This is a genomic window from Stenoxybacter acetivorans DSM 19021 (genome assembly GCF_000745895.1).
GTDB lineage: Bacteria > Pseudomonadota > Gammaproteobacteria > Burkholderiales > Neisseriaceae > Stenoxybacter > Stenoxybacter acetivorans.
The window spans coordinates 1-24,878 of the sequence record NZ_JQKE01000022.1 but is presented as its reverse complement, the minus strand read 5'-3'; the positions used below and the strand labels follow the sequence as shown (position 1 = coordinate 24,878).

Below are 24,878 nucleotides of genomic sequence, written 5' to 3'. Positions count from 1 at the left end.
TTGCCTTTGTCATTAAAAAAGATAATTCCCATGAAAATCGACCGCTTAGAATACCAAATCGATGCCATTAACACGGTATGCAACCATATTGCCGCCGCTTCTTTTCAAGCCGATGCAAAAGCCTATGCCAATCCAATATGGCAAGGCGATTCGGCGCAGACCATTGATGTCAAAATGGAAACGGGAACGGGTAAAACCTATGTTTACACCCGCCTGATGCACGAATTAAAACAACGTTTCGGCTTATTTAAGTTTGTGCTGTTGGTGCCGAGTATTGCGATTAAAGAAGGCGCGAAGCAGTCGATTTTGTCTGATGATTGGCGGCAGCATTTTCGGCGTGAGTTTAATAATCAAAGTATTCAATTGGGCGTTATCAATGCCGGTGATTTTCAGGTAAAAAAGGGCAAGAAAAAGCAGATTCCCAATGCTTTGCGCGGTTTTGCCGACGGCAATGCCGCTGAACAGAATACGGTGTTTGCCCTGTTGCTGAATGACGGTATGTTGGGTTCAACATCTATGCGTGCCGATGATTACGACAGTACTTTATTGGGCAATCTTACCTGCCCGCAAACCGCTTTGAAAAACATCCGCCCGATTGTGATTATTGATGAGCCGCACAAATTCAAACGCGACGGCAAGGCGTGGCAAAATATTCAAACCTTACAGCCGCAGATGATTATTCGGCTGGGGGCGACTTTTCCTGAAATAATAGAGGGCAAAGGTAAGGCAAAAATCAGCCGCATTGATTACGGGGATTTGGTGTATGAATTGGGGGCGGTGCAGGCGTTTAATCAAAGTTTGGTGAAAGGTGTGGCAGTGAGTTATCCGGCTTTGCCTGCGCTTTCAGGCAGCCTGAATGATTTGCCGAAATATACGGTTGATGAGATTGTTAAAACGGGAAATCAGTTTAAGGCGGTGCGCTTCAGTAACGGCGCACGTAAACAAGAATTACCGATTGGGGAATGCTTATCCGAATTAGATGCGGATTTCGGCGATGTGGTGTTGGACATCACGGATAAACAGGTGTGTTTATCCAATGGTATTGTTTTGAGCAAAGGCATCAGCCTGTATCCGCAAATTTTTGCCGTGAGTTACCAAGAAGCGATGTTACAGCAGGCGTTGGACAAGCATTTTGAACGAGAACGCGCTTTGTTTCACCGCATTAAAAACGGACACCCCGCCGCCCGCATCAAAACCAATTCACTGTTTTTTATTGACAGCGTGGCTTCGTTTCGCGATTCTGAAAATGCGTGGTTGCGGCAATTGTTCAGCCGTTTGTTAAAAAACAAGCTGGAAACGGAAATTGCCACCACAAACGGTGAATATTACGCATTTTTGCAGGCTTCTTTGGCGAATTTAGATGGCTGTATGGCTGGCTATTTTGCTGAAGACAATCAGAAAAAAGGTGATGATGCCATTCAAGATGAAGTGGATAAGGTGTTGCGCGATAAGGAACAATCGCTCACCTTTAAAACAGCACAAGGAAAATGGAATATTTGCCGCTTTTTCTTTTCCAAATGGACGCTGTGCGAGGGTTGGGACAATCCGAATGTGTTTGTGATCGGTAAACTGCGTTCCAGCGGTTCGGATATTCGCAAACTGCAAGAAGTGGGGCGCGGCTTGCGTTTGCCTTTTGATGAATACGGCAATCGGGTTGCCGATGAAGAATTTTATCTGCATTACTTGGTGGATTTTTCAGAAAGCGATTTTGCTAAGCGATTGGTGGGGGAAATCAATAGCGAAGCCTTGTTGCGGTGCGGTGATGATTGGCAAATAGATGATGTTTTGTTGGCAAAATTGGTGTCAGCAGGTTTTGCCGCTACTGCCGCTAAGGCAAAAGCGAAATTATTGCTGGAAGAAATCATTGACGAACACGATAAAGTCTTAAACCGCGAAGCCTTGCTTACTGAATTGCCTGAAGCCGACAAACTGGGGATCGGCAAAATCATCGGTGATGGTTTGCCTCAAAAACCGATGTTAAAACTCAATCAAGCCAATTTCGCCAAAATCCGTGATTTGTGGCAACAGGTGAGCCGCCGTTATTTATTGCGGTTTAACAGGCTGCCTGAAAGTGTGTGGCTGGCGATATTGCGCACAGCTCTGAAAAATGAGGCGATTTGGCAAATGCCCGCCGCCGAATTGCACGAAAGCCGCACCGTACAAGACCAAGATAATCATGCGGTGGGCTTAAAAATCAGCACCCAAGCCATTACCATGTCCACCCGCCCTCTGCCGTACGGCGAATTTTTGCAAGGCTTAAACCAAGCCAGCCATGTGCCGATTGTGCTGTGGCATCAGGCGATTGCCGAGGCAATGCACGGTAAAAACATAAAATCGGAATGCTTTAACCCGCAAAGTTTGGCACGGCTGTTGCAGGCGTTTCAAAACGAGTTCCGCGAAACTTTTGCTCAGCACTTTGATTATCAGCCACTGAATTTTACTGCCCAAACCAGTATTTTCAAAGCCAACGGTGAATTTGAAACCGAGTTGGCGCAAGGTTTGGTGGGCACAAAATTAGCTCATGATGTTGATATTGATGCTGAAAAATATTTATATGATAAAGCGGCATACGACAGTGAGCCTGAATACGCTATTTTGAAATACAAACCCGATACACAAGTGCGGGTGTATGGCAAACTGCCGAAAAAAAGCATTCAAGTACCGCTGTATGTGGGCGGCAGTACCAGCCCCGATTTTGTCTATGCAGTGGGCAAAGGCGATGAAATCAGCTTGCATTTGGTGGTGGAAGTTAAATCTGACAATAAACGTGATTCCGATAAAATTGCGGTGGCGGCACAGCAGAAATTATTTGCTGAAATCGGGAAAAATATTCGGTGGTGTGAAGTGAAAACAGTAGATGAATTGCAGTTTGAACTGGGAAAATTAATGAAGGATCAGCAGGATTATTGACACTTTCCATCAAAATAAAAATAGAGTCATTAAAAACCGTTCTTGAAGCAGTTCAATTCTGCACCACAACGGCGGTTCAGTTTTGATCCTGTTTGACATTTATTTCGGTGTAAAAATAACCGCAGTAATTTAACCGAAAAACAGCTTGAAAACCATGTGTTTATTGGGGTTCAAGCCGTTTTTTCCAATCCGAAAATTGATGAAACAGGCGTATCAAGCAAACTGCAAAAAAGATTACTTCACTGCTTCAACGATTGCCACCGTTCCCGCGCTGCCGTTTACACGCACTTTGGTGCCGTTGGGCAGCAGTGTGCAGGCGTGGCGGACACCCATAACAGCGGGTAAGCCCAACTCGCGGGCGGTTACTGCGCCGTGCGACAAGGGGCCGCCGCTTTCGGTGATAACCGCAATGGCTTGGTAGAACAGCGGTGTCCAAGCGGGATTGGTGGTGCGTGCGACCAATACGGCATTTCTGGGAAAATGTGCAAAATCGTCAGGGCTGTGTATCACGAAAGTTTCACCTTCTGTTACGCCGGCACTGCCGCCTAAACCGGTTAAAATTTCTGCTGATTCCGACAGCGTATCTGCTTCGCCGTAAATCCATGTTGGCGCGTTGTTTTTGGCTTGCTCGTAGGCGGCTTTGTGTTGATAAACAGTGGCGCGAATTTGGCTGAGATCGTTCTGCTGCAAAGCGGCTACCATGACTGAAGCCGGGCAAAAATAGACATCATCGGGTGCGTCTAAAATACCTTTCGCCAAGAGCTTATTGCCAAGTGCCGACAAAGCGCGGCGGAATGGTAAGGTGAGGCGTGTGGTTTGGTAGTGTTCCAAATCATCTAATTCGGTATAGACCCGTGCCATACGAATAATCTCACGCACGGCGTAACGCAGATTTTCGGGAATTTGTGCCAGCAGCTGCAATTCGGCTTCTGCCGCTGCGATTTTGCGCGGCGCATTGGGATCGCGTGCTTCGTTTTCTGTGCTGCCGATGTGCTGCAGCAAGGCTTTGATTTGGTCTAATACGGTGTGGGGCGCATCAATCCACGTTGGACAATAGGCATCGAAATCCAATTCACGATGCCCATGCCGTTGTAAAAACACGGTGAATTCACGTTCAAAAGTGGGAAATTTCGGCAAAATTGCCAAAATACCACGGCCGTCCAAATTTTGTACTTGGGTAAATAAAGTGCTATCGGCACGCATCATTCGCGCCAATTCCCGCAATTCATCGTTTACTTGCGCGGTTTTGGTATCCACTTGTGCCAATAATGTATCAAATAATTGTTGTGCGGCGGCATCGTCGCGCAATACCAAACGCAGCAAGCGATTGAGTAAAACATACAGGCTGCGCTGTGTGAGCGAAATGGCGATATTGGGCAGAAAATAATCGCGCCCCAAATCACGTACCCGCAAGACATAATCCCACAGCTGCGGCAAGGTTTTGTCATCAAGGGGTTCGTGCATTAAAGTGCCGATGCCGATTAAATAAGTGTCTAAATCGCGCATCCACAAGATGGGCAGGTTTTGCACCCATGCGTATTGTGCCGCCAGCTTCGGCAGATTGTCTGCCAGCGATGCGATGCTGTCGCCCAGCCCTGCCGGCAAACGTCCGCCGTAGAGCTGCACTGCATTTTGGTTGCCGTAAATATAATAGTCTTTCATGGCAAACCATTTATCGCCGAACGGCGGTAAGCCCATCAGTGCGAATGAGTGATTTAAAGAAGCATGAAAACCTTCTTCCACCAATTCCCACGTCATGGGTGTAACTGCATTGGGAAAGCGTTCGGCAGATTCATCACGGGTAAAATGCGGCGGAATACGCGTAATCGGGCGGGTTTGCAGCAAATACAAGGTATTGTTGCTGAATGCCCATTCAATATCTTGCGGGAAGCCGCAGTATTGCTCGGCTGCCAATGCCAAGTGTGCCACTTGCCGGATTTGTGTGTCGGTCAGCGCGGGGGTGTCTTGCAAATCAGGCGGCAATGGTATGGTGCGTGTCCCTTGGCTGCCGTCTGCTGATAAAGAAACAATGGCTTCGCTTTTGTGGGCAATGACGCGTTCGGAGATGTTTAAATCATCTCGGTGTACACGAAATTCATCAACCGCCGCTTCCCCGCCGACCACGCTTTCACCCAAGCCGAAAGCGGCATCAATCAATACCTCACTCAATTGCCCGCGCACGGGGTCAATGGAAAACGCCACACCCGCCGCTTCGTTTTCACGAACCGCAACCATGCGCTGTAACACCACTGCCATCGACGCATCAAAATGCGATACCTGTAAACGTTCTCGGTAAGGCAATACCCGTTCATTCCATAAAGATGCGTAACAGCGGCGCACAGCATCTAATACCGCATCAATACCCGTGATGCCGAGAAAGGTATCGTGCTGTCCGGCAAATGCCGCACCCGGCAGATCTTCCAGTGTGCCCGATGAACGCACCGCCAAACGTGCCGTTTGCAAATCAGCGGCAATTAACGCTTTTTCAATGGCTTGTTCCAGACCATTTGGCAAAGGTGTGCGCAAAATTAAGGCAGCCAGTTGCTCGCTTTGCGCGGCGTGGCTGCCTGAAAACTGGGTCAGAATACGGCGTATTTCTTCTTGAATGGGTGTGATAAAAGCATGGTAAGCACGGCTGGAAACAATTACGCCCTCGGGAACAGGCAATAATTGTGCTGAACGTGCTAAATTTGCCCCTTTGCCGCCGCTTAAGCGCAACTCAGCGGCTTCAGCGGCGTGAAACGGCAATACCCAATTGTCGGTGTGTTCGATAGTCATCAATTTCTCCTTGTGAAGGACTTGTTTAACCGTGAAGGTTTGCTGCGCAGCGTTTAAATGCGCTTTCCCATGTTTTTTTACTGCTTTAAGCGGTAATGCGGCCGATAAATAAACCACAAAACTGCTGCCGCCAAAGCCGTGCCTGCCAATAAATCAATGCCGTAGTGATAGCGCAAATACACGGTTGCCGCCAGTAAAGGTATGCACACAATCAGCAGCAGCAATGATGCCCACCAATAAGCCCAATTACGCTGCAAAATCGCACTGATAACAAAAAAGCCCAGCACATATAAACTCACGCCGCCGTGTAAGCTGGGAAATACGTCCATGCCGGTAATGCCTTGTGCCACCACATCAACCAAAGCATGCGTAATTACTCCGCCCGCTGGAGGATAGGGAAAAATTTCCGGAAACGCGGCAAACGGTCCGCCGGCAGGTATCAATAAATAGCCGGAAAAACCAATCAGATACATCAAGGCCAAACCCAGAAAAAAACGCCGCGCCGTGCCGCTTTTGCGTTTGTAGGTAAACCAAAGTACAGGTAATATCACTACGCTGTAAAACAGTGCATAGCCCAAGCTCACGATTTCAGACAATACAAAATGTTCGAGCCGCATGGCGTATTCAGGCAGACTCAAACCGCCCCATAACGCACGATCCAATATCAGCAATTCAGCATCAAATCTGCGGCTTATCCAAAATTGGTTGATGGATTTAAATAAAGGAAACACCAGCCAGAAGCCCCAGAATATCAGGCAGCCGCGCCAAAACAGGTAACGCTCGCGCTGTAACACAGCCCACACCAGCCACAGGCAAAACACCAGTGCCAAAACGCTGTTGATTTGAAGCAAAACATCAGTACCGTGCCACGCGGCAAACGCGCCTGCTGCCGCAATCGCGCAAATCAAAACAGCAGACAGCCAAAATACCCGCCGCTCAAGTTGAGCAAATGCCAAATTCATTGCCATAATTTCCACCCCAAATATGCCAATATGGCAGCAATGCCGATTGGCAGCGGTGCGCAGTAAAATGCAGCCAGTAAAAAGGGTAAATACAGAAGTAAAGCCGCCAGACCGCCCAATACACGAAAGAAACTCACTGTATTTTTGCCGTCGGCTTGTTTGCCTGCAAACCACGATGCCAATAATACGGGTGCAAACAAAATGCAAAACACCGCCATAAACGGTATTGCCCACCAAAGAGAATGTGCGTGCCGCAAAGGGGGCGCGGCAGGCAAAGGAGAATGTGCAGCATGGTTTTGCCAATACACAAAGGCTTGCGCATAGGAAGAAGTGTTGTCTGCCCCTGCCAAACGTTCTACTTGTTCAAAAGTGGCTTTATCGGCGCAATTAACCGATACGGCGTCCAGCGCGGAAACCATAGCGGCTTGTAAACGGTTTTCCCATTGGCGTGCGGTTTCATCGGGCAGACGCGGCGGCAAATCCACAGCCGCACCTGCCAATATTTCCGCATCGGCACGGAATTTGTCGGGCGCACGGTAAAACAAACCCAGCGGTATGACTTGCGGCGTGATGCCGCTTTCCAATAATCGGCGCACAATCCGCGCACTGCCTGAATGATACGCCTGCGGTTTGTGCCCCCATTCGCTGCTTCCTTCGGGGAAGATTGCCAATTCTCCGCCGCGCTGCATGTGTTGGCACGACAACGCAATCGGATCGGCAATGTCGCTGCGGTTCATGCCATAGCGTTGGCGGTCTTTTTCCCGCACTACGGGAATACCGCTGAAGAGTGCGCGTAAAAAGGGATTGCGCAGCAGCTGCATTGACACCAAAAATTGTGCATTGGGGCAAAATGCCAATACGATACAAGCATCCAAAGCACCATTGCGGTGGCTGATGAGCCATAAACGCGGTTTACCCGCTTCCGGTGCGGGCAGGGTACTGGCTAAGGTTACGTGTCGGAAATATACGGTACGAATTGCCGCCATTACCAAACGATGCCATAAAGGCAAACGCAGCGGAATGGAGTCAATAGAAACAGTGGGTGCGGGTTTGGCGGCAATTGGCTTCATGACGGATAACTTTAAATGATTTTCAGGCAGCCTGAAATTTCAAATATTGTTACCGCAGCGGTCATTTAAAGCAAGACAAATATTGGCGGTAATGCGGCATTGGTATTTGGAATAAAGCAGGCGGAAACAACACGATCATGGCTTTAAAAAAAGCCGAAGCAGTGCCGGTTTGATTTATTCAGTGTTTACGTGCTTGGTGTTAAATGGATACATTGCCTCAACAGTGTTTCATTTTTATTCAGTAAATAAATCCGCTGATTTTGCCGATTCGGTTTGGCGCAAGCGACAATCCAAGGTGATATCGGTTTGCGCTTGGCAGCAGCAGGGCAGAATTTCATCGGATTGAATAAATGCCAGCGGCGTATTGGCATAGGACACGCTGCCTGAAAGTATTTTCAGGCGGCATGCGCCGCAGTAGCCGCTCTTGCATTGGTATTCCACGTCATGACCGGTGCGTTCCAAGGCTTCCAGTAAAGTTTCGTTGGGTTCTAAAATAAAACTTTTGCCGCGGGTATTGATGCGTTTCATGCCAAATCAGCCGAATCACAATTCAAAATCATTTAAATCTTCGTTGTTTAATTCTGCATCAATTTGCCCGATGAGGTAGGAGCTGATTTCCACTTCCTGCGGTGCTACCTGAACGTTGTCTGAAGACAGCCAAGTGTTAATCCACGGAATGGGATTTTGTTTGATGAGGGCGAACGGTGAAGGCAAACCCACTGCTTGCATGCGCAAATTGGTGATGTATTCAACATACTGTGCCAAGATGTCTTTATTTAAGCCAATCATTGAACCGTCTTTAAATAAATAAGCAGCCCATTCTTTTTCTTGCTCGGCAGCCCGCTTAAAGAGTTCATAGCATTCTTGTTCTGCCTCTGCTGCCACTTCTGCCATTTCGGGATCGTCCGCACCGCTGCGCATTAAATTCAGCATGTGTTGCGTGCCGGTTAAGTGCAAGGCTTCATCGCGGGCAATGAGTTTGATGATTTTGGCGTTGCCTTCCATGAGTTCGCGCTCGGCAAAAGCAAAAGAGCAGGCAAACGATACATAAAAACGAATGGCTTCCAATACATTCACGCTCATTAAACACAAATACAGTTTCTTTTTCAATTCGCGCAAGCTGATGTGGACGGGTTTGCCGTTGATGCTGTGTTTGCCCTCACCCAGCAAGTTGTAATACTGGGTGTATTCGATTAAGTCATCGTAATAACAGGCAATGTCTTCGGCACGCGCCAAGATGTATTCGTTTTGGACAATATCGTCAAACACAACGGCAGGATCATTCACAATATTGCGGATAATGTGGGTATAGCTGCGTGAGTGTATGGTTTCGGAAAACGCCCATGTCTCTACCCATGTTTCCAATTCGGGAATGGACACCAACGGCAAAAAGCCAACGTTGGGGCTGCGCCCTTGAATGGAATCCAATAAGGTTTGGTATTTTAAATTACTGATAAAAATGTGTTTTTCGTGTTCGGGCAGATTGGCGTAATCAATGCGGTCCCGCGATACATCGATTTCTTCAGGCCGCCAAAAAAACGACAGCTGTTTTTCAATCAGTTTTTCAAAAATTTCGTATTTTTGCTGATCATAACGTGCCACATTGACGGGCTGACCAAAAAACATCGGTTCAGCCAACGCATCATTGGGTGTTTTACAAAACGTGCTGTATGTCATGGTGAGGTGTTCGCAAGACATGGTAATTTCCAATAAAATTTGAGGTAAATAATCAATGCAATCAAAGTTGATTTTAAATACATTGTGCGGTGCAATCGATGTGTATGTATTTAAAATTGAATGGATTTTGCATCACACACAGGCTGCCTGAAACGGTTTTCAGGCAGCCTGTGTGTATCAGGACGGTCATCATAAAACCTGCTGACCGCACGCGCTATCCGTCAAACGGGTAATACGGGTAATCTATGGTTAAATAACTTTATTTTTCATTATTTAGAATAGGTTGTAATCATAATAACCATTTGAAAACATAATGTTAAATATTAAAACCCATGCTGAAATGATGGATTTTTACTTATTCGGCTGTATTTGTTAACGCCGTTGAAACGGTGTTTTGGCGTCTTGCCAAATTTTGGGTGCAGTCAGCAATAAATAAGTTAATACCGCTAAATTGCCCACCGCCACCACCAAATACAGCAAAGTAATGCTGTTGAACAGCCAAATCAGCACCGCGCTGATAATCGCCGCTGCCACCATAAATAATCCATTGATAATATTGTTGGCGGCAATGGCTTGCGCCCGAAATTCATCGCTGCTGGCGGTTTGCAGCCACGTATAAAGCGGTACTGAAAAAAAGCCGCCGAAGAAGCCCAGAAACGCGATGCACAACATCACCGGATACGCATTGGCACGGCTTAAAAAGGCAGTAACATTGCTGACTGTATCGTAATGCTGACCATGCGTCAGCCACACCAGCAGCAAACCAAAAAACGTGATGCCGATTGTGCCGGGAACAACCAGCCCCAGATGCAGTTTTTCATGGCTTATTTTGGCACACAATATTGAGCCCGTGCCAATGCCGATTGAGAACAAAGCCAGCATCAGATTAAAGACGCCCTCATTGCCGCCCAGATTTAAACGGGTAAACGTGGGCAGTTGTGTGGTGTAAACCGCGCCGATAAACCAAAACCATGAAATACCGATAATGGCGGTGAGCAATTCTTTTTGCTTCAAAGCCTGCGTCAATAATTGTTTGGTGCTACGAATGATGTTGGCATCAACCGATAATTGCGGCATTTTAGCAGGCACACTCGGCATCAAAAAGCTGCTGATTTGTCCCAAAATGGCTACTGCCAGCACCGAACCGATTAACCAGCTTTTATCCGCGCCCGCAAGAATCGTACCGAGAATTTGCCCCAGCAAAATCGCCAAAAAAGTACCGCCCTCAATCAAGCTGTTGCCGGAAATCAATTCTCTGCTGTTTAAGTAATCGGGCAAAACGGCGTATTTCAGCGGACCAAACAATGTGGATTGCAAGCCCAGTAAAAACAAACAAGCCAGTAACATTGATGCGGATTGCAGAAAAAGCCCCCATACCGCCAGCAGCATGATACCCACTTCCATGAGTTTTATCACACGCGCTAATTTGGCTTTATCGTATTTGGTACTGAGCTGTCCGGAAACGGCAGAAAACAGAAAGTAAGGCAAAATAAACAGCATCGCACCCAAGTTGAGCATTTGACTTGCCGGCAGCCACTCATTTTTGCCCAAACCATAAAAGCTGATTAACACAAACAGCGCGGTTTTAAATAAGTTGTCGTTGAACGCCCCCAAAAACTGTGTGGCAAACAACGGTGCGAATCGCCGTGTGGGCGCAAACGCAAACTGTCCGTCACGCGGGAGGTAATCGGGTTGCTTCATGGTGTCTTATCCTGTGTGTTTAACGCAGAGCCGTCTTTTGTTTCTTTGTTTTCCACCAAATCCGTTACGGAATCGTCATCTAATAAAATACGGTGTGCGGGTCCGGTTAAATCGTCAAATTGCCCGCTTTTGCCCGACCACCAAAAAAAATAACCAATCACAAATACCAAAATAATGCTGACGGGTATCAGTATGTAAATACTTTCCATGTTTGGGTAACTTTCACAGTGCGGCGGTTTATTTTTTACGTGATGCAAGGTGTTTTCAGCGTAACCGTTCTTGCGGCGGACTATCAAAGAATCGATGCCGCCTCAACAGCAATAAAATCAGAGCAATATCAAAAGGTCAAATGAATAAACAAACTCATGCTGTTTGATTACGCCTCAATCACGGCATCGCGCCCAAATGTTTTTTCGCAATAACGGCATTTAAATTTGGTTTGCTCACCGATGCTGCGCAGGCTGAAAAAACTTTTTACAGGTTCGCTGTGGCTGGCGCAATTGCTGTTGGGGCAGCGAAATACTTCACTGATGCTTTCAGGCAGCCTGAGGGTACGTTTATTGACCACAGCAAAATTATCAATATCGTTTACCGTGGCGTTGGGCGCAAATACCGCCAAACGGTTGGCGGCATCATCGTCCAAATGAACACCGTCAATTTTGATGATGTCTTTGCGTTTACCGCGCTTGCTGGGCAGATGAAAACCCACGGTAACGGCACTGCCATATTGCAATAATTTAAATTGGCGCAAAATGGCCAAGCCCAGACCGGCAGGAATGTGGTCGATTACCGTGCCGTTTTTAATGGCTTCTACACTCAGTTTTTGGGTGTCCATTTCAAATTTCCTTATTTTTGACGGCGGCATCAACCGCACTCAGGAAAGCGGCGGGAATTTTACTCACGCGCTGAGCGGCGTAGTCGAAAAATACCATACCGATTTTTGCCAATGCGATATTGGTCTGGTCTTTGGTGCGGCTGATGCGGTAAATCAAGGCAAAACCGGAACTGCTTTTATCGGCAATGCCCAAATCCAAACGCAATATGTCGCCATGAAAGGCCTGTGCTTGGTATTTAATCGCGGCGTCTGCCATAATCAGCCCCACACCGCCTGCGTTTAATTCACTGAAATTCATGGATTGCAGCCAGCGCATACGCGCTTCGTGGCACAGGCGCAAAACCGCATCGTTGGCAAGATGATTGCCGTAGTTAATGTCGCCGATTTGTACGGTGATTGAGGTGCTGAACAAGAAGTGTTCGGGCAAGTCGATGCGAATGCGACTCATGGCGTTGGCTTCAGATGTTTAATAATAAAGAGAAAATGGATTGATACCATTGCGTGTTTTACAAAATCATCGGCTGGTTTTCTTCTTTTCATTGTGTCAGGGATACGGAATGGTGATACAAGGAAACTCGAAAAAATCCAAAAAACCGAAAAATTTCCAAGCAATGTATCACCCAAATACCCAAACATTGCCCATTTTTATCAGTCAATCAATGCGTCGTTTGTAATGGGTAAATCGAATTTCCACGCTTCTTTTTTTGCCGTTAATGGTTGTGTCGGCATGTACCGATTTGGTTTCTGCTTCGATTTCTTGCCACTCATCACGTTTGATTTCAGGAAATTGCGTGTCGCTCGGTACGTCCAAATCCACATGCGTGATTTGTAAATCGGTTGCCAGCGGCATGGCATCGGCATAAACCTGCCCGCCGCCCATAATAATGATTTCTTCATAATTACCGCTTGAGAGCAGATCCAACGCCTCTTTCAGGCTGCCGACAAATTCCGCGCCGTTTTTTTGTAAATTTGTTTGCCGAGTAATAACAATATTGCGCCGTCCGGGCAGGGGTTTTCGTTGCAATGAATCCCACGTTTTTCGCCCCATTATCACAGGCTTTTCCCAAGTGTATTCCTTAAAAAATTTAAAATCTGCAGGAATATGCCAAGGCATAAGATTGTTGATGCCGATGTGATTATTCTTGGCAACAGCGGCAATTAAGGTGAGTTTTTGCTTTTTCATAATCAAAAACTTTTAGTGTATGGCAATGCCGCGCATTGTCGCATTTTTTACCCCTAAACCGCTACTTTTTATCTCTCTGTGCCACTGTGTTTACACCGCGACCGCCGCCTTAATATGCGGGTCAGGCTCATAGCCGATTAATTCAAAGTCGTTAAAATCAAAGGCAAATAAATCATGTATGTTTGGGTTTATTCGCATTTCAGGCAGCCTTTTCGGGGTGCGCGTTAATTGCAGCCGCGCTTGTTCAAAATGATTGCTGTATAAATGCGCATCGCCGAAAGTATGAATAAACTCACCCGCCTGCAAGCCGCACACCTGCGCCACCATCATGGTTAATAAAGCATAGCTGGCGATATTAAACGGCACACCCAAGAAAATATCGGCACTGCGCTGATAGAGCTGGCATGACAACCGATTGTCGGCAACATAAAACTGAAACATAGCATGGCACGGCGGCAATGCCATGTTGTCCACCAGCGCGGGATTCCAAGCGGATACGATTAAACGGCGGCTGTCGGGGTTTTGGCGGATTTGTTCAAGCAGCTTGGTTATTTGATCGATGTGTTCACCGTTTGGTGCAGGCCAGCTGCGCCATTGATAACCATAAACAGGGCCCAAATCGCCGTTTGTATCCGCCCATTCGTCCCAAATGCGGACATTGTGTTCTTGCAAATAGCGAATATTGGTGTCGCCGCGCAAAAACCACAGCAATTCATAAATAATGGAGCGCAAATGCAGTTTTTTGGTGGTGAGCAGAGGAAAGCCGTCGGCAAGATTAAACCGCATTTGATAACCAAACACCGAGCGCGTACCCGTACCGGTGCGGTCGGCTTTGTCTGTGCCGTTGTCCAGCACATGACGCATTAAATTAAGATAGGCTTGCATAATTTCCTAGTGTTTGGTGATTTTATCCAGATAACCCATGGCAAAGGCGGATAAAACGAAAGTTAAGTGTATCAATACATACCACATCAATTTATCGTCTTCAATACCGCGTAATTCCATAAACACGCGCAGCAAATGAATTGATGAGATGGCAACAATAGACGAAGCCACTTTCAATTTCAGGGAGCCTGCGTCCATCGTACCCAGCCAGTCCAGTTTTTCCCTGCCTTCATGGATATTGAGTGTAGACACAAAATTTTCATAGCCCGAAAGCATCATCATTACCAGCAAACCGCCGACCAAAGACAAATCCACCAAACTCAGTATCAGCAACACCAAATCGGCCTCGCTGGTTTCAAAAATATGCGGCAATACATGCCACACCTCCTGAAAGAATTTGAGGGTGAGCATCAAAAGTGCCAAAGACAAGCCAAAATACACGGGGGCAAGTAACCAGCGGGCAGTGTATAAAATATTTTCAAAGAATTTTTCGGTGTTTTTCATGCTGTGCTTTCAAAGTTGTTGTGTTTTTATATTTTTGGTATTTATCGGCGGTATTGGCTGCTGTTTACTCACAAACCCAAATCTGCCCACATGGCATCTACTTTTGCCGATGTTCCTGCGTCATGCGTAATCACGCGGCCCCATTCACGTGTGGTTTCCCCTTGCCATTTATGGGTGGCATCTAAGCCCATTTTACCGCCCAAGCCGCTGACAGGGCTGGCAAAATCCAAGTAATCAATTGGGGTGTGGTCAATCAGCGTGGTATCGCGAACCGGGTCCATGCGGGTGGTAATCGCCCAGATTACGTCTTTCCAATCACGAACATTGATGTCGTCATCAACCACGATAATAAATTTGGTGTACATGAATTGCCGCAAAAAACTCCAGCAGCCCATCATGACCCGCTTGGCATGCCCCGCGTATTGTTTTTTGATGCTCACCACCGCCATGCGGTAGGAACACCCTTCAGGTGGCAAATAAAAATCCATGATTTCAGGGAATTGTTTTTGCAGCAGCGGCACAAATACCTCGTTTAATGCCACCCCGAGCACAGCGGGTTCATCGGGCGGTTTGCCGGTGTAGGTGCTGTGGTAAATCGGATTTTCACGCATGGTGATGCGTTCAACGGTGAATACGGGAAAGTAATCTTGCTCATTGTAGTAGCCGGTGTGATCGCCGTAAGGACCTTCGAGCGCGGTTTCATTGGGGTGAATCACACCTTCCAATACGATTTCAGCACGCGCGGGAACATGCAGATCATTGCCGATACATTTCACCAATTCCGTGCGTGCGCCGCGCAATAAACCCGCAAATTGGTATTCACTGAGGGCATCGGGTATGGGGGTAACTGCGCCGAGCAAGGTGGCTGGGTCGCAGCCCAAAACCACGGCAACAGGATAAGGCGTATTGGGATACAGCCGTTTGTGTGCTTGAAAATCCAGCGCACCGCCGCGATGTGCCAGCCAGCGCATAATGAGTTTGTTTTTACCGAGTAATTGTTGGCGGTAAATACCCAAATTTTGGCGTTTTTGGTGCGGTCCGCGCGTTACGGTTAAACCCCAAGTAATGAGCGGTGCGACATCGCCCTGCCAGCAATGCTGAATCGGCAGTTGATACAAATCAACTTCATCGCCGATTAATATGATTTTTTGGCAAGGCGCGTGTTTGACGACATGCGGGGTCATGCGCCACAAATCTTTTAACAGCGGCAGCTTTTCAAATGCGTCTTTAATGCCTTTGGGCGGCTCGGGTTCTTTTAAATAGGCGAGTGTCTGCCCGATGGTGCGCAATTCTTCTATTCCCTGTGCGCCCATACCCATTGCCACGCGTTCGGGTGTGCCGAACAAATTTGCCAGCACGGGATACGCATAAGGTTGATTGTGGCTATTGATTGGATTTTCAAACAACAAAGCCGGTCCTGCCGTATGCAATACACGGTCGGCAATTTCAGTGATTTCCAAATACGGGGATACGGGGTGGCTGATGCGTTTGAGTTTGCCTTGGTTTTCCAGCTGCGCCATGAATTCACGCAAATCTTGGTATTTTATTTTGCTCACTGTTATTCCGTTTCTGTTTTTGGCTTGCCCCATAAACGGCACAGCACAATGCCCAATTCATACAGCACAATCAGCGGCACTGCCAGCAGCGTTTGCGAAATCACATCGGGCGGCGTTACCACGGCGGCAATCACAAACGCCGCCACAATCACATAAGGGCGCGCGCTTTTCAGCTGTTCAATGCTGATGATGCCGGCACTGTTGAGCAAAATCACCACCACAGGCACTTCAAACGTGATGCCAAATGCCACGAACATGCCCAAGATAAATGATAAATATTTATCAATATCGGTTGCCATGTTCACGCCATCGGGGGTAACGCCCGCCAAGAATTTGAATATCACCGGAAACACCAAAAAATAAGCGAATGCCATGCCAACGATAAACAACACAAAACTGGACAGCACCAACGGGAAAATCAAGCGTTTTTCATGGCGGTATAAGCCGGGTGCGATAAATGCCCAAATCTGATACAGCGTGTGCGGCAGGGTGAGTAAAAATGCTGCCATCAGCGTTACTTTAATGGGCACAAAAAACGGCGCAATCACATCGGTGGCAATCATATGACTGCCCGCAGGCAGGTTTGCCATTAAAGGCTGTGCGACAAAGGTATAGAGGTTTTGCGCAAACGGTACTAAAGCAAAAAAACACAACAACAGAACAGCCGCCACCCACACCAAGCGGCGGCGCAGTTCCAGCAAATGAGTAATTAAGGTTTGCGGCTCGGCAGAGTGTTCAGACATGGTTTAACATCAATGGTTGGAAGAATGGCGGCGAGCGCGTAATTTTGGGGTGATTTGACGGCGCGGGCGTACATCGCGCTTGCGCTGAATGGATTGGCGGCGCAAAGACACGCTGTGTATCGGCGGGGAATATGGTATGGATAAAGGCAGCGGGTTGGTCGAATGATCATCGGCTGCCTGAAAGTCTTCCGGCGTTCGCTGTGGCGGCAAACGCTCCCAAGCCGGGCGCATATCCAAGCCTTGCTGTAATTCTTGTGCGTGCTGCTGCCAATCGTGCTGCCATGCACGGGCGGTTTGTGCCACCGAATCGCGGACATCTTTGAATTCTGCCACACCCGATTGTGTACTCAATTCGGTTTTGACATGGCTGACAAAACGCTGAACACGCCCTACCCACAAACCGGCAGCGCGTGCCACTTTCGGCAAACGCTCCGGACCCAACACCACCAGCGCAATCACCGCAATCAGCATTAACTCGCTGAAACCCAAGTCAAACATGGTGTTTAAACGGGTTTGTTGTTGTCTTGATTTTGATGTTCAATCACATCATTGGCGGCTTTTTCCGCGTTGCCGCTTTCGTTTAAGCCTTGTTTGAAGTCATGCACCGCACCGCCCAAATCCTTGCCGACGTTGCGTAATTTTTTGGTGCCGAACACCAAAACCACAATCAACAAAACCAATGCCCAATGCCATATTGAAAAACCGCCCATTATGATTTCCTAAATAAAATGAATAATAAAAACGTTTAATACTTCTGTTTTACTCCAAAACAGCTGAATGTTGCAACTGTTATATTCTGATTACTGTATGACAAAATATGGTACTGTTGTAAATATAGATATAGAGAAAAATCGTGATTATTGAGCCTTCATTTATAAAATGATTTCAATTTTGTCACAAAATGCTTTCAGGTTACCTACTTTATTTTATTTTTAATTTGGTATATAAATTTGTGTAAGTATTGCTAGAATTTGTAATTTCTTTAATATCAAATATATTTGGATTCTGTTTAATTAAGTCGGTAAGATTTTTATACCCATATGAGCGTGCATCAAAATCTGTTTTCAGTAATTTCCATTGCTGACCTAAAACAGCAGCTGTAATCCATTCATCATCTTGCTGCTCAAATATTTTCCTGATGATTTCTGTGGGCAATGTAGATAGTTCTGTAGATAAAGATTCTTCAGTTTTTTGCTCGATATTTGATTTTTCTTGTTCGGTGTTATGTCCTGTTACTTGAGTTTGCGGAATTTCAATCAGATTTTCCACATAAATAAATTGAGTACACGCATTCCTGAATGATTCCGGTGTTTGTTTTTTGCCAAAACCATAAACTATTTTACCTTCTTCTCTTAACCGAATGGCTAATGCAGTAAAATCGCTGTCGCTGGAAACAATACAAAAACCGTCAAATAGGTTTTTATACAATAAATCCATTGCATCAATAATCAAAAAACTATCAGTAGCGTTCTTGCCTGTTGTGTAAGCAAATTGCTGCATGGGTTTAATGGCAAAACGGTTTATTACATTTTTCCAATTGCTACCACCGCCCACAAAATTTCCATAAATTCGTTTAACTGTTGCTTCGCCAAATTTGGTAATTTCCTGCAAGATATTTTCCATGTTTTGAGCAGATGCATTATCAGCGTCAATCAAAATAGCTAGTTTTGCAGTTTTATCCTCAGATATAGAAATTTGTGTAGAAGCCATTGATGTATTCTTTAATTGGAGTAATTAAAATCAGTTTTGCCGTGCTGCTTTTTCAGCCAGCCCTGATCTATTTTGCCGTTGCCGTAATTCCGCCAGCACGTCTTCAGGGCGCAAGCCGTGATGCGTGAGTAAAACCAGTGTGTGAAACCACAGATCGGCAATTTCTTTCACCAGATGGCTGTTGTCTCCGTCTTTTGATGCCATTAATACTTCGCCCGCTTCTTCAATGACTTTTTTCAAAATTTTGTCTTGCCCCGCATGCAAAAGCTGCGACACATACGATTCACTCGGTGCAGCAAGGCGGCGGGTTTCCATCACCTCAGCCAATTGCAATAATATTGAATCTGAAGATAAATTTTGAATTTCCATGTTGTTTTCCGAATCGGTTCGGCGAGCTGAAACTGATGTATTGTAAGTCAAATTCATGACAAATAAGTGACTTTCGGATGACTTTTATCCGAGTGATGCCTAAGGCTATCTTAAACGTTCGGCACGGCGTTTTTCAGCGGCTTCAAAGCGCACCCGCTGTTCATCGGTTGCCAAGCACAAGGGTTGCACCGGTACCGGTTTGCCGTGTTGATCCACCGCCACCATGGTGAAATAGCAACTGTTGGTGTGACGGATACTGCGCCGCTGAATATTCTGTGCTTCCACGCGAATGCCGACTTCCATAGAAGTTCTGCCGACATAATTCACCGATGCCCAGAAAGTAACCATTTCACCCACATGAATGGCTTCTTTGAAGGTTACTTTGTCCACCGATAAAGTAACCACGTATTCGCCCGAATAGCGGCTGGCACAAGCATAAGCCACTTGATCAAGTAGTTTCAATAAATCGCCGCCGTGAACATTGCCGTTGAAATTCGCCATAGAGGGAGTCATCAACACCGACATGGATAATTGATGTTGGTCGGCTTTTTGAATGGTATGGTCTTCGCGCATTTGATGTGCTTTCATTTGATTTTATTGTGTCTGCTGATTTTATTGATATTTATTCACACCGACAATACGGTTGTATTGCCGATATTGTGGATTTGACTGCTGCGGTGATTCAACACACGGCTGCCGTCAATTTTCAGGCTACCTGAAACAAAATCAGCCACCGCTTGCGGCAATATTTGATGTTCTGCTGTCAATACCCGTGCCGCCAAGGTGTCTGCGGTGTCGCCGTCCAATATCGGTACGGCGGCTTGTGCGATGATGGGACCGCAATCCAGTTCGGCGGTAACAAAATGTACGGTGCAGCCGGCAATGCGGCAGCCGGCATCTATGGCGCGTTGGTGGGTGTGTAAGCCGGTAAACGCGGGCAGCAGTGAGGGGTGAATATTGATTAAACGGTTTTGGTAATGGCGGCAAAAATCAGCGGTTAAAACCCGCATAAAACCCGCCAGCAACACCAAATCGGGTTGATGCGCGTCTATCACCCGCATCAATGCCGCATCAAATGCTTCGCGATTGGCATAATCACGGTGATTCACCGTCGCCGTTGTCAATCCGCGTTCCGCTGCCCACGCCAAACCCGCCGCATCAGGTTGGTTGCTGATAACAGCGGCAATTTCCGCGCCCGCAATATCGGCGTTGACAACCGCTTGCATATTGCTGCCGCGTCCTGAAATTAAAATAACGATTTTTTTCATATTGCTGCCCTGTTTTTTTGTCCTTTAGCCCAGCGATACCATTTCCAATTGCTCTAAACTGCGTCCCAAAAAACGCTCGCCGATGGTTTGAAAGCGCAAGGGAATGTCGCTTACATAAAAACGGTAGTCTGCGCCTGTGGTGTTCGGATTGCGCAAATTGGCGGCATCTAAGGCGCGGGCGGCGGCTTCGGCGGTGGTAATGGCTGAATCAACCAGAGTAACACGCGGGGCTTCTTGTTTGAGCAGCGGCTTGAGCAAAGGATAATGGGTACAGCCCAAAACCAAGGTGTCCACGCCGTCTTCCGCCAATAAAGGTTTGAGGTATTCGCGCACCGTTAAGCGGGTTACTTCGTGATCCAGCCAGCCTTCTTCCACCAGCGGCACAAGCAGAGGGCAGGCTTGCGATAAAATCCGTGCCTGCGGATTTTGGGCGTGAATGGCGCGGGCGTAGGCGTTACTGTTTACGGTTGTGGACGTTGCCATAACGCCGATGCTTTGATTGCGGGTTACTGCCAATGCGGCGGTTGCCCCCGCACTGATAACGTCCAGCACTGGCATCGCGCCTGCCATTTGACGTACTTTTTGTCCGGCAACGGCGGCAATGGTGTTGCAGGCAATCACCAAGGCTTTGACATCGTGTTCCAATAAAAACGACACAATTTGTTCGGTGTAGGTTTCGATGGTGTGGCGCGATTTCACGCCATACGGCACGCGCGCGGTATCGCCGAAGTAAATGATGTTTTCATTGGGTAAACGTTCCATTAAGGCGCGCACCACGGTTAAACCGCCCACGCCCGAATCGAATACGCCTATCGGTTTTTGTTGCAAGGCATTCATTGTGTTCACACGCCAATTATAGATGGGATTTCGTATGAGTAAAGGCTGCCTGAAAAACACATTTATCCGTTTCAGGCAAGCAGATAAAGGCGGGTATTGTAGCCGAATGTGTTCGGCGATACACCGTTTTGCTATTGTCGTTTGGTTTTTTTCGTGTTAAAACTAAAAAAATTTACCAAATGCCTTAATCGGCGCACTCAATGGCTTGCTATGGCTGCACTGCATGAACACGATAAACACGCATTTTTTCTGCCCGATGAAGCGGCTCTTTCGGCATTCGGTAGCGCGTGGGCAGCGCACTTGCAGGCACCCTTGCTGGTGTGTTTAAACGGCGATTTGGGTGCGGGTAAAACCACATTTGTGCGCGGTATTCTGCGCGGTTTGGGCTATACAGGCGCAGTGAAAAGCCCAACCTATACGCTGGTGGAAACGTATCGGCTGCCTGAAACGGCAGTAAATCATTTTGATTTATACCGTTTCCAAAGCCCGGAAGAATGGCAAGATGCGGGCTTAGATGATTTATTCACCGAACACGCGCTGAATTTTATTGAATGGGCGAAATTGGGCGGCGATTATGTTCCTGATGCCGATGTATTGATTCAATTCACCCACCATGAAAACGGCCGCTTGCTGCACTTTGATGCCCAAACGCCGGCGGGGCAAAATTGTCTGACTGCACTGCCGAACAATATCGGGGGAGATGTTGTATGAAAACAATCAGCCGCAGGGCTTTGTTGAAATTTTCTTCAGGCAGCCTGTTGTTGGGCTTATCGCCGTTTTTGCGGGCGAATACGGCTGCTGCCGCAGACGTAACGGCGGTGCGGATTTGGCCGGCAAATGCTTACACACGTTTAACGCTGGAATCAGACCTGCCCATTGAATACAAATATTTTGCTTTAACCAATCCGGGCAGATTGGTTTTGGATTTACAGGGCATTGGTATCAATACGGTTTTGCAAAGTCTGCCGCAAAAAGTATTGCCGTTTGACCCCTATATCGGTAGCGTGCGCATCGGACAATTCAACGAAAACACAGTGCGTGTGGTGATGGATTTGAAAGCCAGTGTCAATCCGCAGGTATTCGCGCTCAAGCCCGTTGCCGATTTCAAAAACCGCTTGGTGATTGACCTTTACCCGAGCGCAACGCAGCAAGAAGAAGCCGACCCTTTAATGGCTTTGCTGCAAGACTACAACCGAGGCAAAATCAACAGCGACGGCACCAGTAAAATCACCGATAAAACCACCGTTGCCCAAGCACCCACACCGCCCGTTCGCCCCGCTCCGCCTGAAATACCGGAAGACACGCCTGTTTTTATCAGCCCGAAAAATTTTTACCGCAAACCGATTATTGTGCTTGACCCCGGGCACGGCGGCGAAGACCCGGGCGCGATTGGACCTTCCGGTTTGCGTGAAAAAGACGTGGTGTTGGCAATTGCCCGTGAAACCAAGAAACGTTTGGATGAATTGGGCTATAAAACCTATTTAACCCGCAACGAAGACGTGTTTATTCCCTTGGGAGTGCGTGTTGCCAAAGCACGTAAATTGAAAGCCGATGTCTTTATTTCAATTCACGCCGACGCATTCACCAATCCTGCCGCACGCGGCACAGGCGTTTACGCCATCAGCCAAAAAGGCGCAACCAATGCCGCCGCCAAATATTTGGCACAAACCCAAAACAACGCCGATTTAATCGGCGGCGTGAGTTATTCCGCTGACAAACACGTTAATAATACATTATTTGATTTGACGCAAACCGCTACGGTAAACGACAGCTTAAAGCTCGGCAAAGGCGTATTGAACGCGTTGGGTAAAATCAATAAACTGCACAACAACACTGTGAACCAAGCGAATTTTGCGGTTTTGAAAGCCCCCGACATTCCTTCGATATTGGTGGAAACGGCATTTATTTCCAACCCCACCGAAGAAAAACTTTTGGGCAGCACCCAATTTCGCCAACAAACCGCGTTGTCAATCGTTTCCGGAGTGAAAACCTATCTTGCCACCGCGGTATTGGCTCGTTCGTAATCACGCATGAATACCCATTAACACAATACCAAACAAAATTGGAATAATCATTATGAAAAACATTAGTTTAAATATCAGCGGCATGACTTGCCAAGGCTGCGCCAAAACCGTAGTCCGTGTTCTTGAAGCAGTAAACGGCGTACAGAGTGCCGCTGTGGATTTGGCAGCAGAGCGCGCCGACATTGTTTTTGATGAAGCCCAAACCAATGTGTCGGTTTTGGTCAATGCCGTGGAAGACGCGGGTTTTGACGCATCGGCTTGATTGATTTAACAAAACGCAGCTGAGGCCATTTCGGTAAAACACGATTTGCCGCAGCTTGCTTATAGCTAAACTATTAAATTTTTCAAAACGACTAGCCAGAAAAATTACGGCTAATTATCTGAAATCTGTGAATAGGCTATGTTTTCTTTTTTGAAAAAATAATAGTACAGCTATATTTACGACAGACACAGTTTTTCAGGCAGCCTGAAAAGACTGATAACGCATCAATTGTTATCGCGAAAAGCGGTACGTAACGCGGTAATTTGCTGTTTAAATCGTTGTTTAAAATGGTTGAACGAAATGAAAGCGAGTGATTGGGAAAGCTCGCTTTTGTTGTTTTGGTTGCCGCTGTTATTCCAATCTGAAAGGTGCGTAATGAGCATCAAAGACTGGCCAACGAGCGAGCGGCCGCGTGAAAAATTATTGACATTGGGTGCATCGTCATTGAGCGATGCAGAATTACTGGCAATTTTATTGCGCACCGGTATCCAAGGTTGCAGCGCAGTGGCACTGGCGCGGGATTTACTCAGCCATTTCGGCGGGTTAAGTGCTTTATTCCAAGCAGATTCGGCAGCATTGTGTGCTTGCAAGGGCATGGGCATGGCGAGTTTTACCCAATTTGCGGTGGTGCGCGAAATTGGCAAGCGGTTGTTGTCGGAAGAAATAACGCAAACCCCGATTTTTAACCGCCCTAAAACGGTGGCGGATTATTTGCGTTTGCGTATCGGACACGAAAAAGTGGAAGTAAGCTTGGCTTTGCTGTTAAACCAGCAAAACCAATTGCTGCATACGGAAGAATTAACGCGCGGTACAGTCAATGCCAACACAGTGTATGTGCGCGAAATTGCCGCATTGGCACTAAGGCAGCACGCCGCCGCCGTTATCGTGGCACACAATCACCCGGGCGGACACGCCGTGCCTTCTGCCGAAGACATTGCATTTACACACCGTTTGCAAAAGGCTTTGAATTTACTGGATATTCGTCTTTTGGATCATTTTATTGTTACCAAAGACAACGCGGTTTCCATGGCACAATCAGGCTGCCTGAAAGCGGAGTAAAAAGTCGGATTGCGGTTCGGCAAGCCAATCGGAAATCCTGCCAAATAATCGGCGGGGTTTCTTTAAAATAATCTCAGACGGCAAAATGATTTATACTGAGTCCAGCAAAACGCAGCAATCCGAAACAATCAAGCCTTGCATGTTTACATGACAGAAACCAGAATAAAAAGTCGTATCTATATGTGGAGAATAGTGTTTTAGCTATAATATTGCGTATTCAATCAATTTAACGACAAAAATTAATGACAGGCACAAACGCATAACAACACTATGCGTTTGGATAAATGGCTTTGGGCGGCACGGTTTTTTTTAATTCGATCTTCAAGGTGTAAAATTAAAATCAAAGTACACTTAATTTGTCCTACATCAAAGAAAATCACCGACAAAGCGATTAGAGTAAATGTTATTTATTGTTGTGTTTTGTGGTGAAAGCGCAAACAGTTTCAACAACAAACAAATCAACATACCGGGTCAGCGGCATTTTAAGCGAATGACTGCGGCAAAGCGTATGCGTTTTCAGAACAGGGAAGGAAATACACATGAAC

General features: G+C 46.9%; 26 protein-coding genes. 5 read left to right on the top strand and 21 right to left on the bottom strand.

Annotation, left to right across the window (positions count from 1 at the left end; all coding sequences use genetic code 11):
- Positions 1–30 precede the first annotated feature (30 nt).
- Positions 31–2,910, top strand: coding sequence for a type III restriction-modification system endonuclease (locus Q384_RS04040; RefSeq protein WP_051940429.1), 2,880 nt, complete (start codon positions 31–33; stop codon positions 2,908–2,910).
- 234 nt (positions 2,911–3,144) lie between these two features.
- On the opposite strand, the gene Q384_RS04035 is transcribed toward Q384_RS04040, so the two are convergent.
- From Q384_RS04035 to murI, 21 genes are all read right to left on the bottom strand, one after another.
- Positions 3,145–5,688, bottom strand: a complete 2,544-nt coding sequence (locus Q384_RS04035) for a PEP/pyruvate-binding domain-containing protein (RefSeq protein WP_051940427.1) — start codon at positions 5,686–5,688, stop codon at positions 3,145–3,147.
- A gap of 77 nt (positions 5,689–5,765) precedes the next feature.
- The gene (locus Q384_RS04030) at positions 5,766–6,656 is read right to left on the bottom strand and encodes a phosphatase PAP2 family protein (protein WP_084224384.1); all 891 of its coding nucleotides are present in this window, start codon (positions 6,654–6,656) and stop codon (positions 5,766–5,768) included.
- Positions 6,647–7,720: a lysophospholipid acyltransferase family protein gene (locus tag Q384_RS04025; protein WP_051940423.1), complete on the bottom strand. Its 1,074-nt coding sequence runs from the start codon at positions 7,718–7,720 to the stop codon at positions 6,647–6,649. The genes Q384_RS04030 and Q384_RS04025 overlap by 10 nt, the downstream gene beginning before the upstream one ends.
- 234 nt (positions 7,721–7,954) lie before the next feature.
- Positions 7,955–8,248, bottom strand: a complete 294-nt coding sequence (gene yfaE / locus Q384_RS04020) for a class I ribonucleotide reductase maintenance protein YfaE (protein WP_037586117.1) — start codon at positions 8,246–8,248, stop codon at positions 7,955–7,957.
- A gap of 15 nt (positions 8,249–8,263) precedes the next feature.
- Positions 8,264–9,397 (bottom strand): class Ia ribonucleoside-diphosphate reductase subunit beta, encoded by a 1,134-nt coding sequence (nrdB, locus tag Q384_RS04015; protein ID WP_156956443.1) that lies wholly within the window; start codon positions 9,395–9,397, stop codon positions 8,264–8,266.
- Between the two features lie 372 nt (positions 9,398–9,769).
- On the bottom strand, positions 9,770–11,098 hold the full coding sequence (locus tag Q384_RS04010) for an MFS transporter (RefSeq protein ID WP_051940421.1): 1,329 nt from the start codon (positions 11,096–11,098) through the stop codon (positions 9,770–9,772).
- Positions 11,095–11,307: a cbb3-type cytochrome oxidase assembly protein CcoS gene (gene ccoS, locus Q384_RS04005; RefSeq protein WP_037586135.1), complete on the bottom strand. Its 213-nt coding sequence runs from the start codon at positions 11,305–11,307 to the stop codon at positions 11,095–11,097. The genes Q384_RS04010 and ccoS overlap by 4 nt, the downstream gene beginning before the upstream one ends.
- A gap of 167 nt (positions 11,308–11,474) precedes the next feature.
- A complete protein-coding gene (gene pyrI / locus Q384_RS04000) occupies positions 11,475–11,933 on the bottom strand; it encodes an aspartate carbamoyltransferase regulatory subunit (RefSeq protein ID WP_037586113.1) in 459 nt (152 codons plus the stop codon).
- A 1-nt stretch (position 11,934) separates the two neighbouring features.
- A complete protein-coding gene (locus tag Q384_RS03995; RefSeq protein ID WP_037586110.1) occupies positions 11,935–12,381 on the bottom strand; it encodes an acyl-CoA thioesterase in 447 nt (148 codons plus the stop codon).
- A gap of 204 nt (positions 12,382–12,585) precedes the next feature.
- Complete coding sequence (locus Q384_RS03990) at positions 12,586–13,116, bottom strand: dihydrofolate reductase (protein WP_084224383.1); 531 nt, start codon at positions 13,114–13,116, stop codon at positions 12,586–12,588.
- A 90-nt stretch (positions 13,117–13,206) separates the two neighbouring features.
- Entirely contained in the window at positions 13,207–14,001 is a 795-nt protein-coding gene (locus tag Q384_RS03985; protein WP_037586108.1) for a thymidylate synthase, read from the bottom strand.
- A gap of 6 nt (positions 14,002–14,007) precedes the next feature.
- Entirely contained in the window at positions 14,008–14,505 is a 498-nt protein-coding gene (locus Q384_RS03980; RefSeq protein ID WP_037586106.1) for a TIGR00645 family protein, read from the bottom strand.
- 68 nt (positions 14,506–14,573) lie between these two features.
- A complete protein-coding gene (ubiD, locus tag Q384_RS03975) occupies positions 14,574–16,052 on the bottom strand; it encodes a 4-hydroxy-3-polyprenylbenzoate decarboxylase (RefSeq protein WP_037586133.1) in 1,479 nt (492 codons plus the stop codon).
- Between the two features lie 11 nt (positions 16,053–16,063).
- Positions 16,064–16,804, bottom strand: coding sequence for a twin-arginine translocase subunit TatC (gene tatC / locus Q384_RS03970; RefSeq protein ID WP_037586105.1), 741 nt, complete (start codon positions 16,802–16,804; stop codon positions 16,064–16,066).
- A 9-nt stretch (positions 16,805–16,813) separates the two neighbouring features.
- Complete coding sequence (tatB, locus tag Q384_RS03965) at positions 16,814–17,302, bottom strand: Sec-independent protein translocase protein TatB (protein ID WP_037586104.1); 489 nt, start codon at positions 17,300–17,302, stop codon at positions 16,814–16,816.
- Between the two features lie 5 nt (positions 17,303–17,307).
- Positions 17,308–17,514, bottom strand: a complete 207-nt coding sequence (gene tatA, locus Q384_RS03960) for a Sec-independent protein translocase subunit TatA (protein ID WP_037586103.1) — start codon at positions 17,512–17,514, stop codon at positions 17,308–17,310.
- A 211-nt stretch (positions 17,515–17,725) separates the two neighbouring features.
- Positions 17,726–18,514, bottom strand: coding sequence for an NYN domain-containing protein (locus Q384_RS03955; RefSeq protein ID WP_037586102.1), 789 nt, complete (start codon positions 18,512–18,514; stop codon positions 17,726–17,728).
- Positions 18,515–18,544: 30 nt separating this feature from the next.
- Positions 18,545–18,883, bottom strand: coding sequence for a phosphoribosyl-ATP diphosphatase (locus Q384_RS03950; protein ID WP_037586100.1), 339 nt, complete (start codon positions 18,881–18,883; stop codon positions 18,545–18,547).
- A gap of 105 nt (positions 18,884–18,988) precedes the next feature.
- Positions 18,989–19,456 (bottom strand): acyl-CoA thioesterase, encoded by a 468-nt coding sequence (locus Q384_RS03945; RefSeq protein ID WP_051940435.1) that lies wholly within the window; start codon positions 19,454–19,456, stop codon positions 18,989–18,991.
- Between the two features lie 53 nt (positions 19,457–19,509).
- Positions 19,510–20,151, bottom strand: coding sequence for a phosphoribosylglycinamide formyltransferase (gene purN / locus Q384_RS03940; RefSeq protein ID WP_037586098.1), 642 nt, complete (start codon positions 20,149–20,151; stop codon positions 19,510–19,512).
- 24 nt (positions 20,152–20,175) lie between these two features.
- Entirely contained in the window at positions 20,176–20,988 is an 813-nt protein-coding gene (gene murI, locus Q384_RS03935) for a glutamate racemase (RefSeq protein ID WP_037586097.1), read from the bottom strand.
- A gap of 210 nt (positions 20,989–21,198) precedes the next feature.
- On the opposite strand from murI, the gene tsaE reads away from it, so the two are divergent.
- The 4 genes from tsaE (at position 21,199) to radC (ending at position 24,333) form a co-directional block, all read left to right on the top strand.
- On the top strand, positions 21,199–21,699 hold the full coding sequence (gene tsaE / locus Q384_RS03930) for a tRNA (adenosine(37)-N6)-threonylcarbamoyltransferase complex ATPase subunit type 1 TsaE (protein WP_084224387.1): 501 nt from the start codon (positions 21,199–21,201) through the stop codon (positions 21,697–21,699).
- Positions 21,696–23,012 carry an N-acetylmuramoyl-L-alanine amidase gene (locus Q384_RS03925; protein WP_037586096.1) on the top strand — a complete coding sequence of 439 codons (1,317 nt, stop codon included), beginning with the start codon at positions 21,696–21,698 and terminating at the stop codon, positions 23,010–23,012. The genes tsaE and Q384_RS03925 overlap by 4 nt, the downstream gene beginning before the upstream one ends.
- A 52-nt stretch (positions 23,013–23,064) precedes the next feature.
- Positions 23,065–23,274: a heavy-metal-associated domain-containing protein gene (locus Q384_RS03920; RefSeq protein ID WP_037586095.1), complete on the top strand. Its 210-nt coding sequence runs from the start codon at positions 23,065–23,067 to the stop codon at positions 23,272–23,274.
- A 375-nt stretch (positions 23,275–23,649) separates the two neighbouring features.
- Positions 23,650–24,333, top strand: a complete 684-nt coding sequence (gene radC, locus Q384_RS03915) for a RadC family protein (RefSeq protein WP_037586094.1) — start codon at positions 23,650–23,652, stop codon at positions 24,331–24,333.
- The last annotated feature ends 545 nt before the right edge of the window (positions 24,334–24,878 follow it).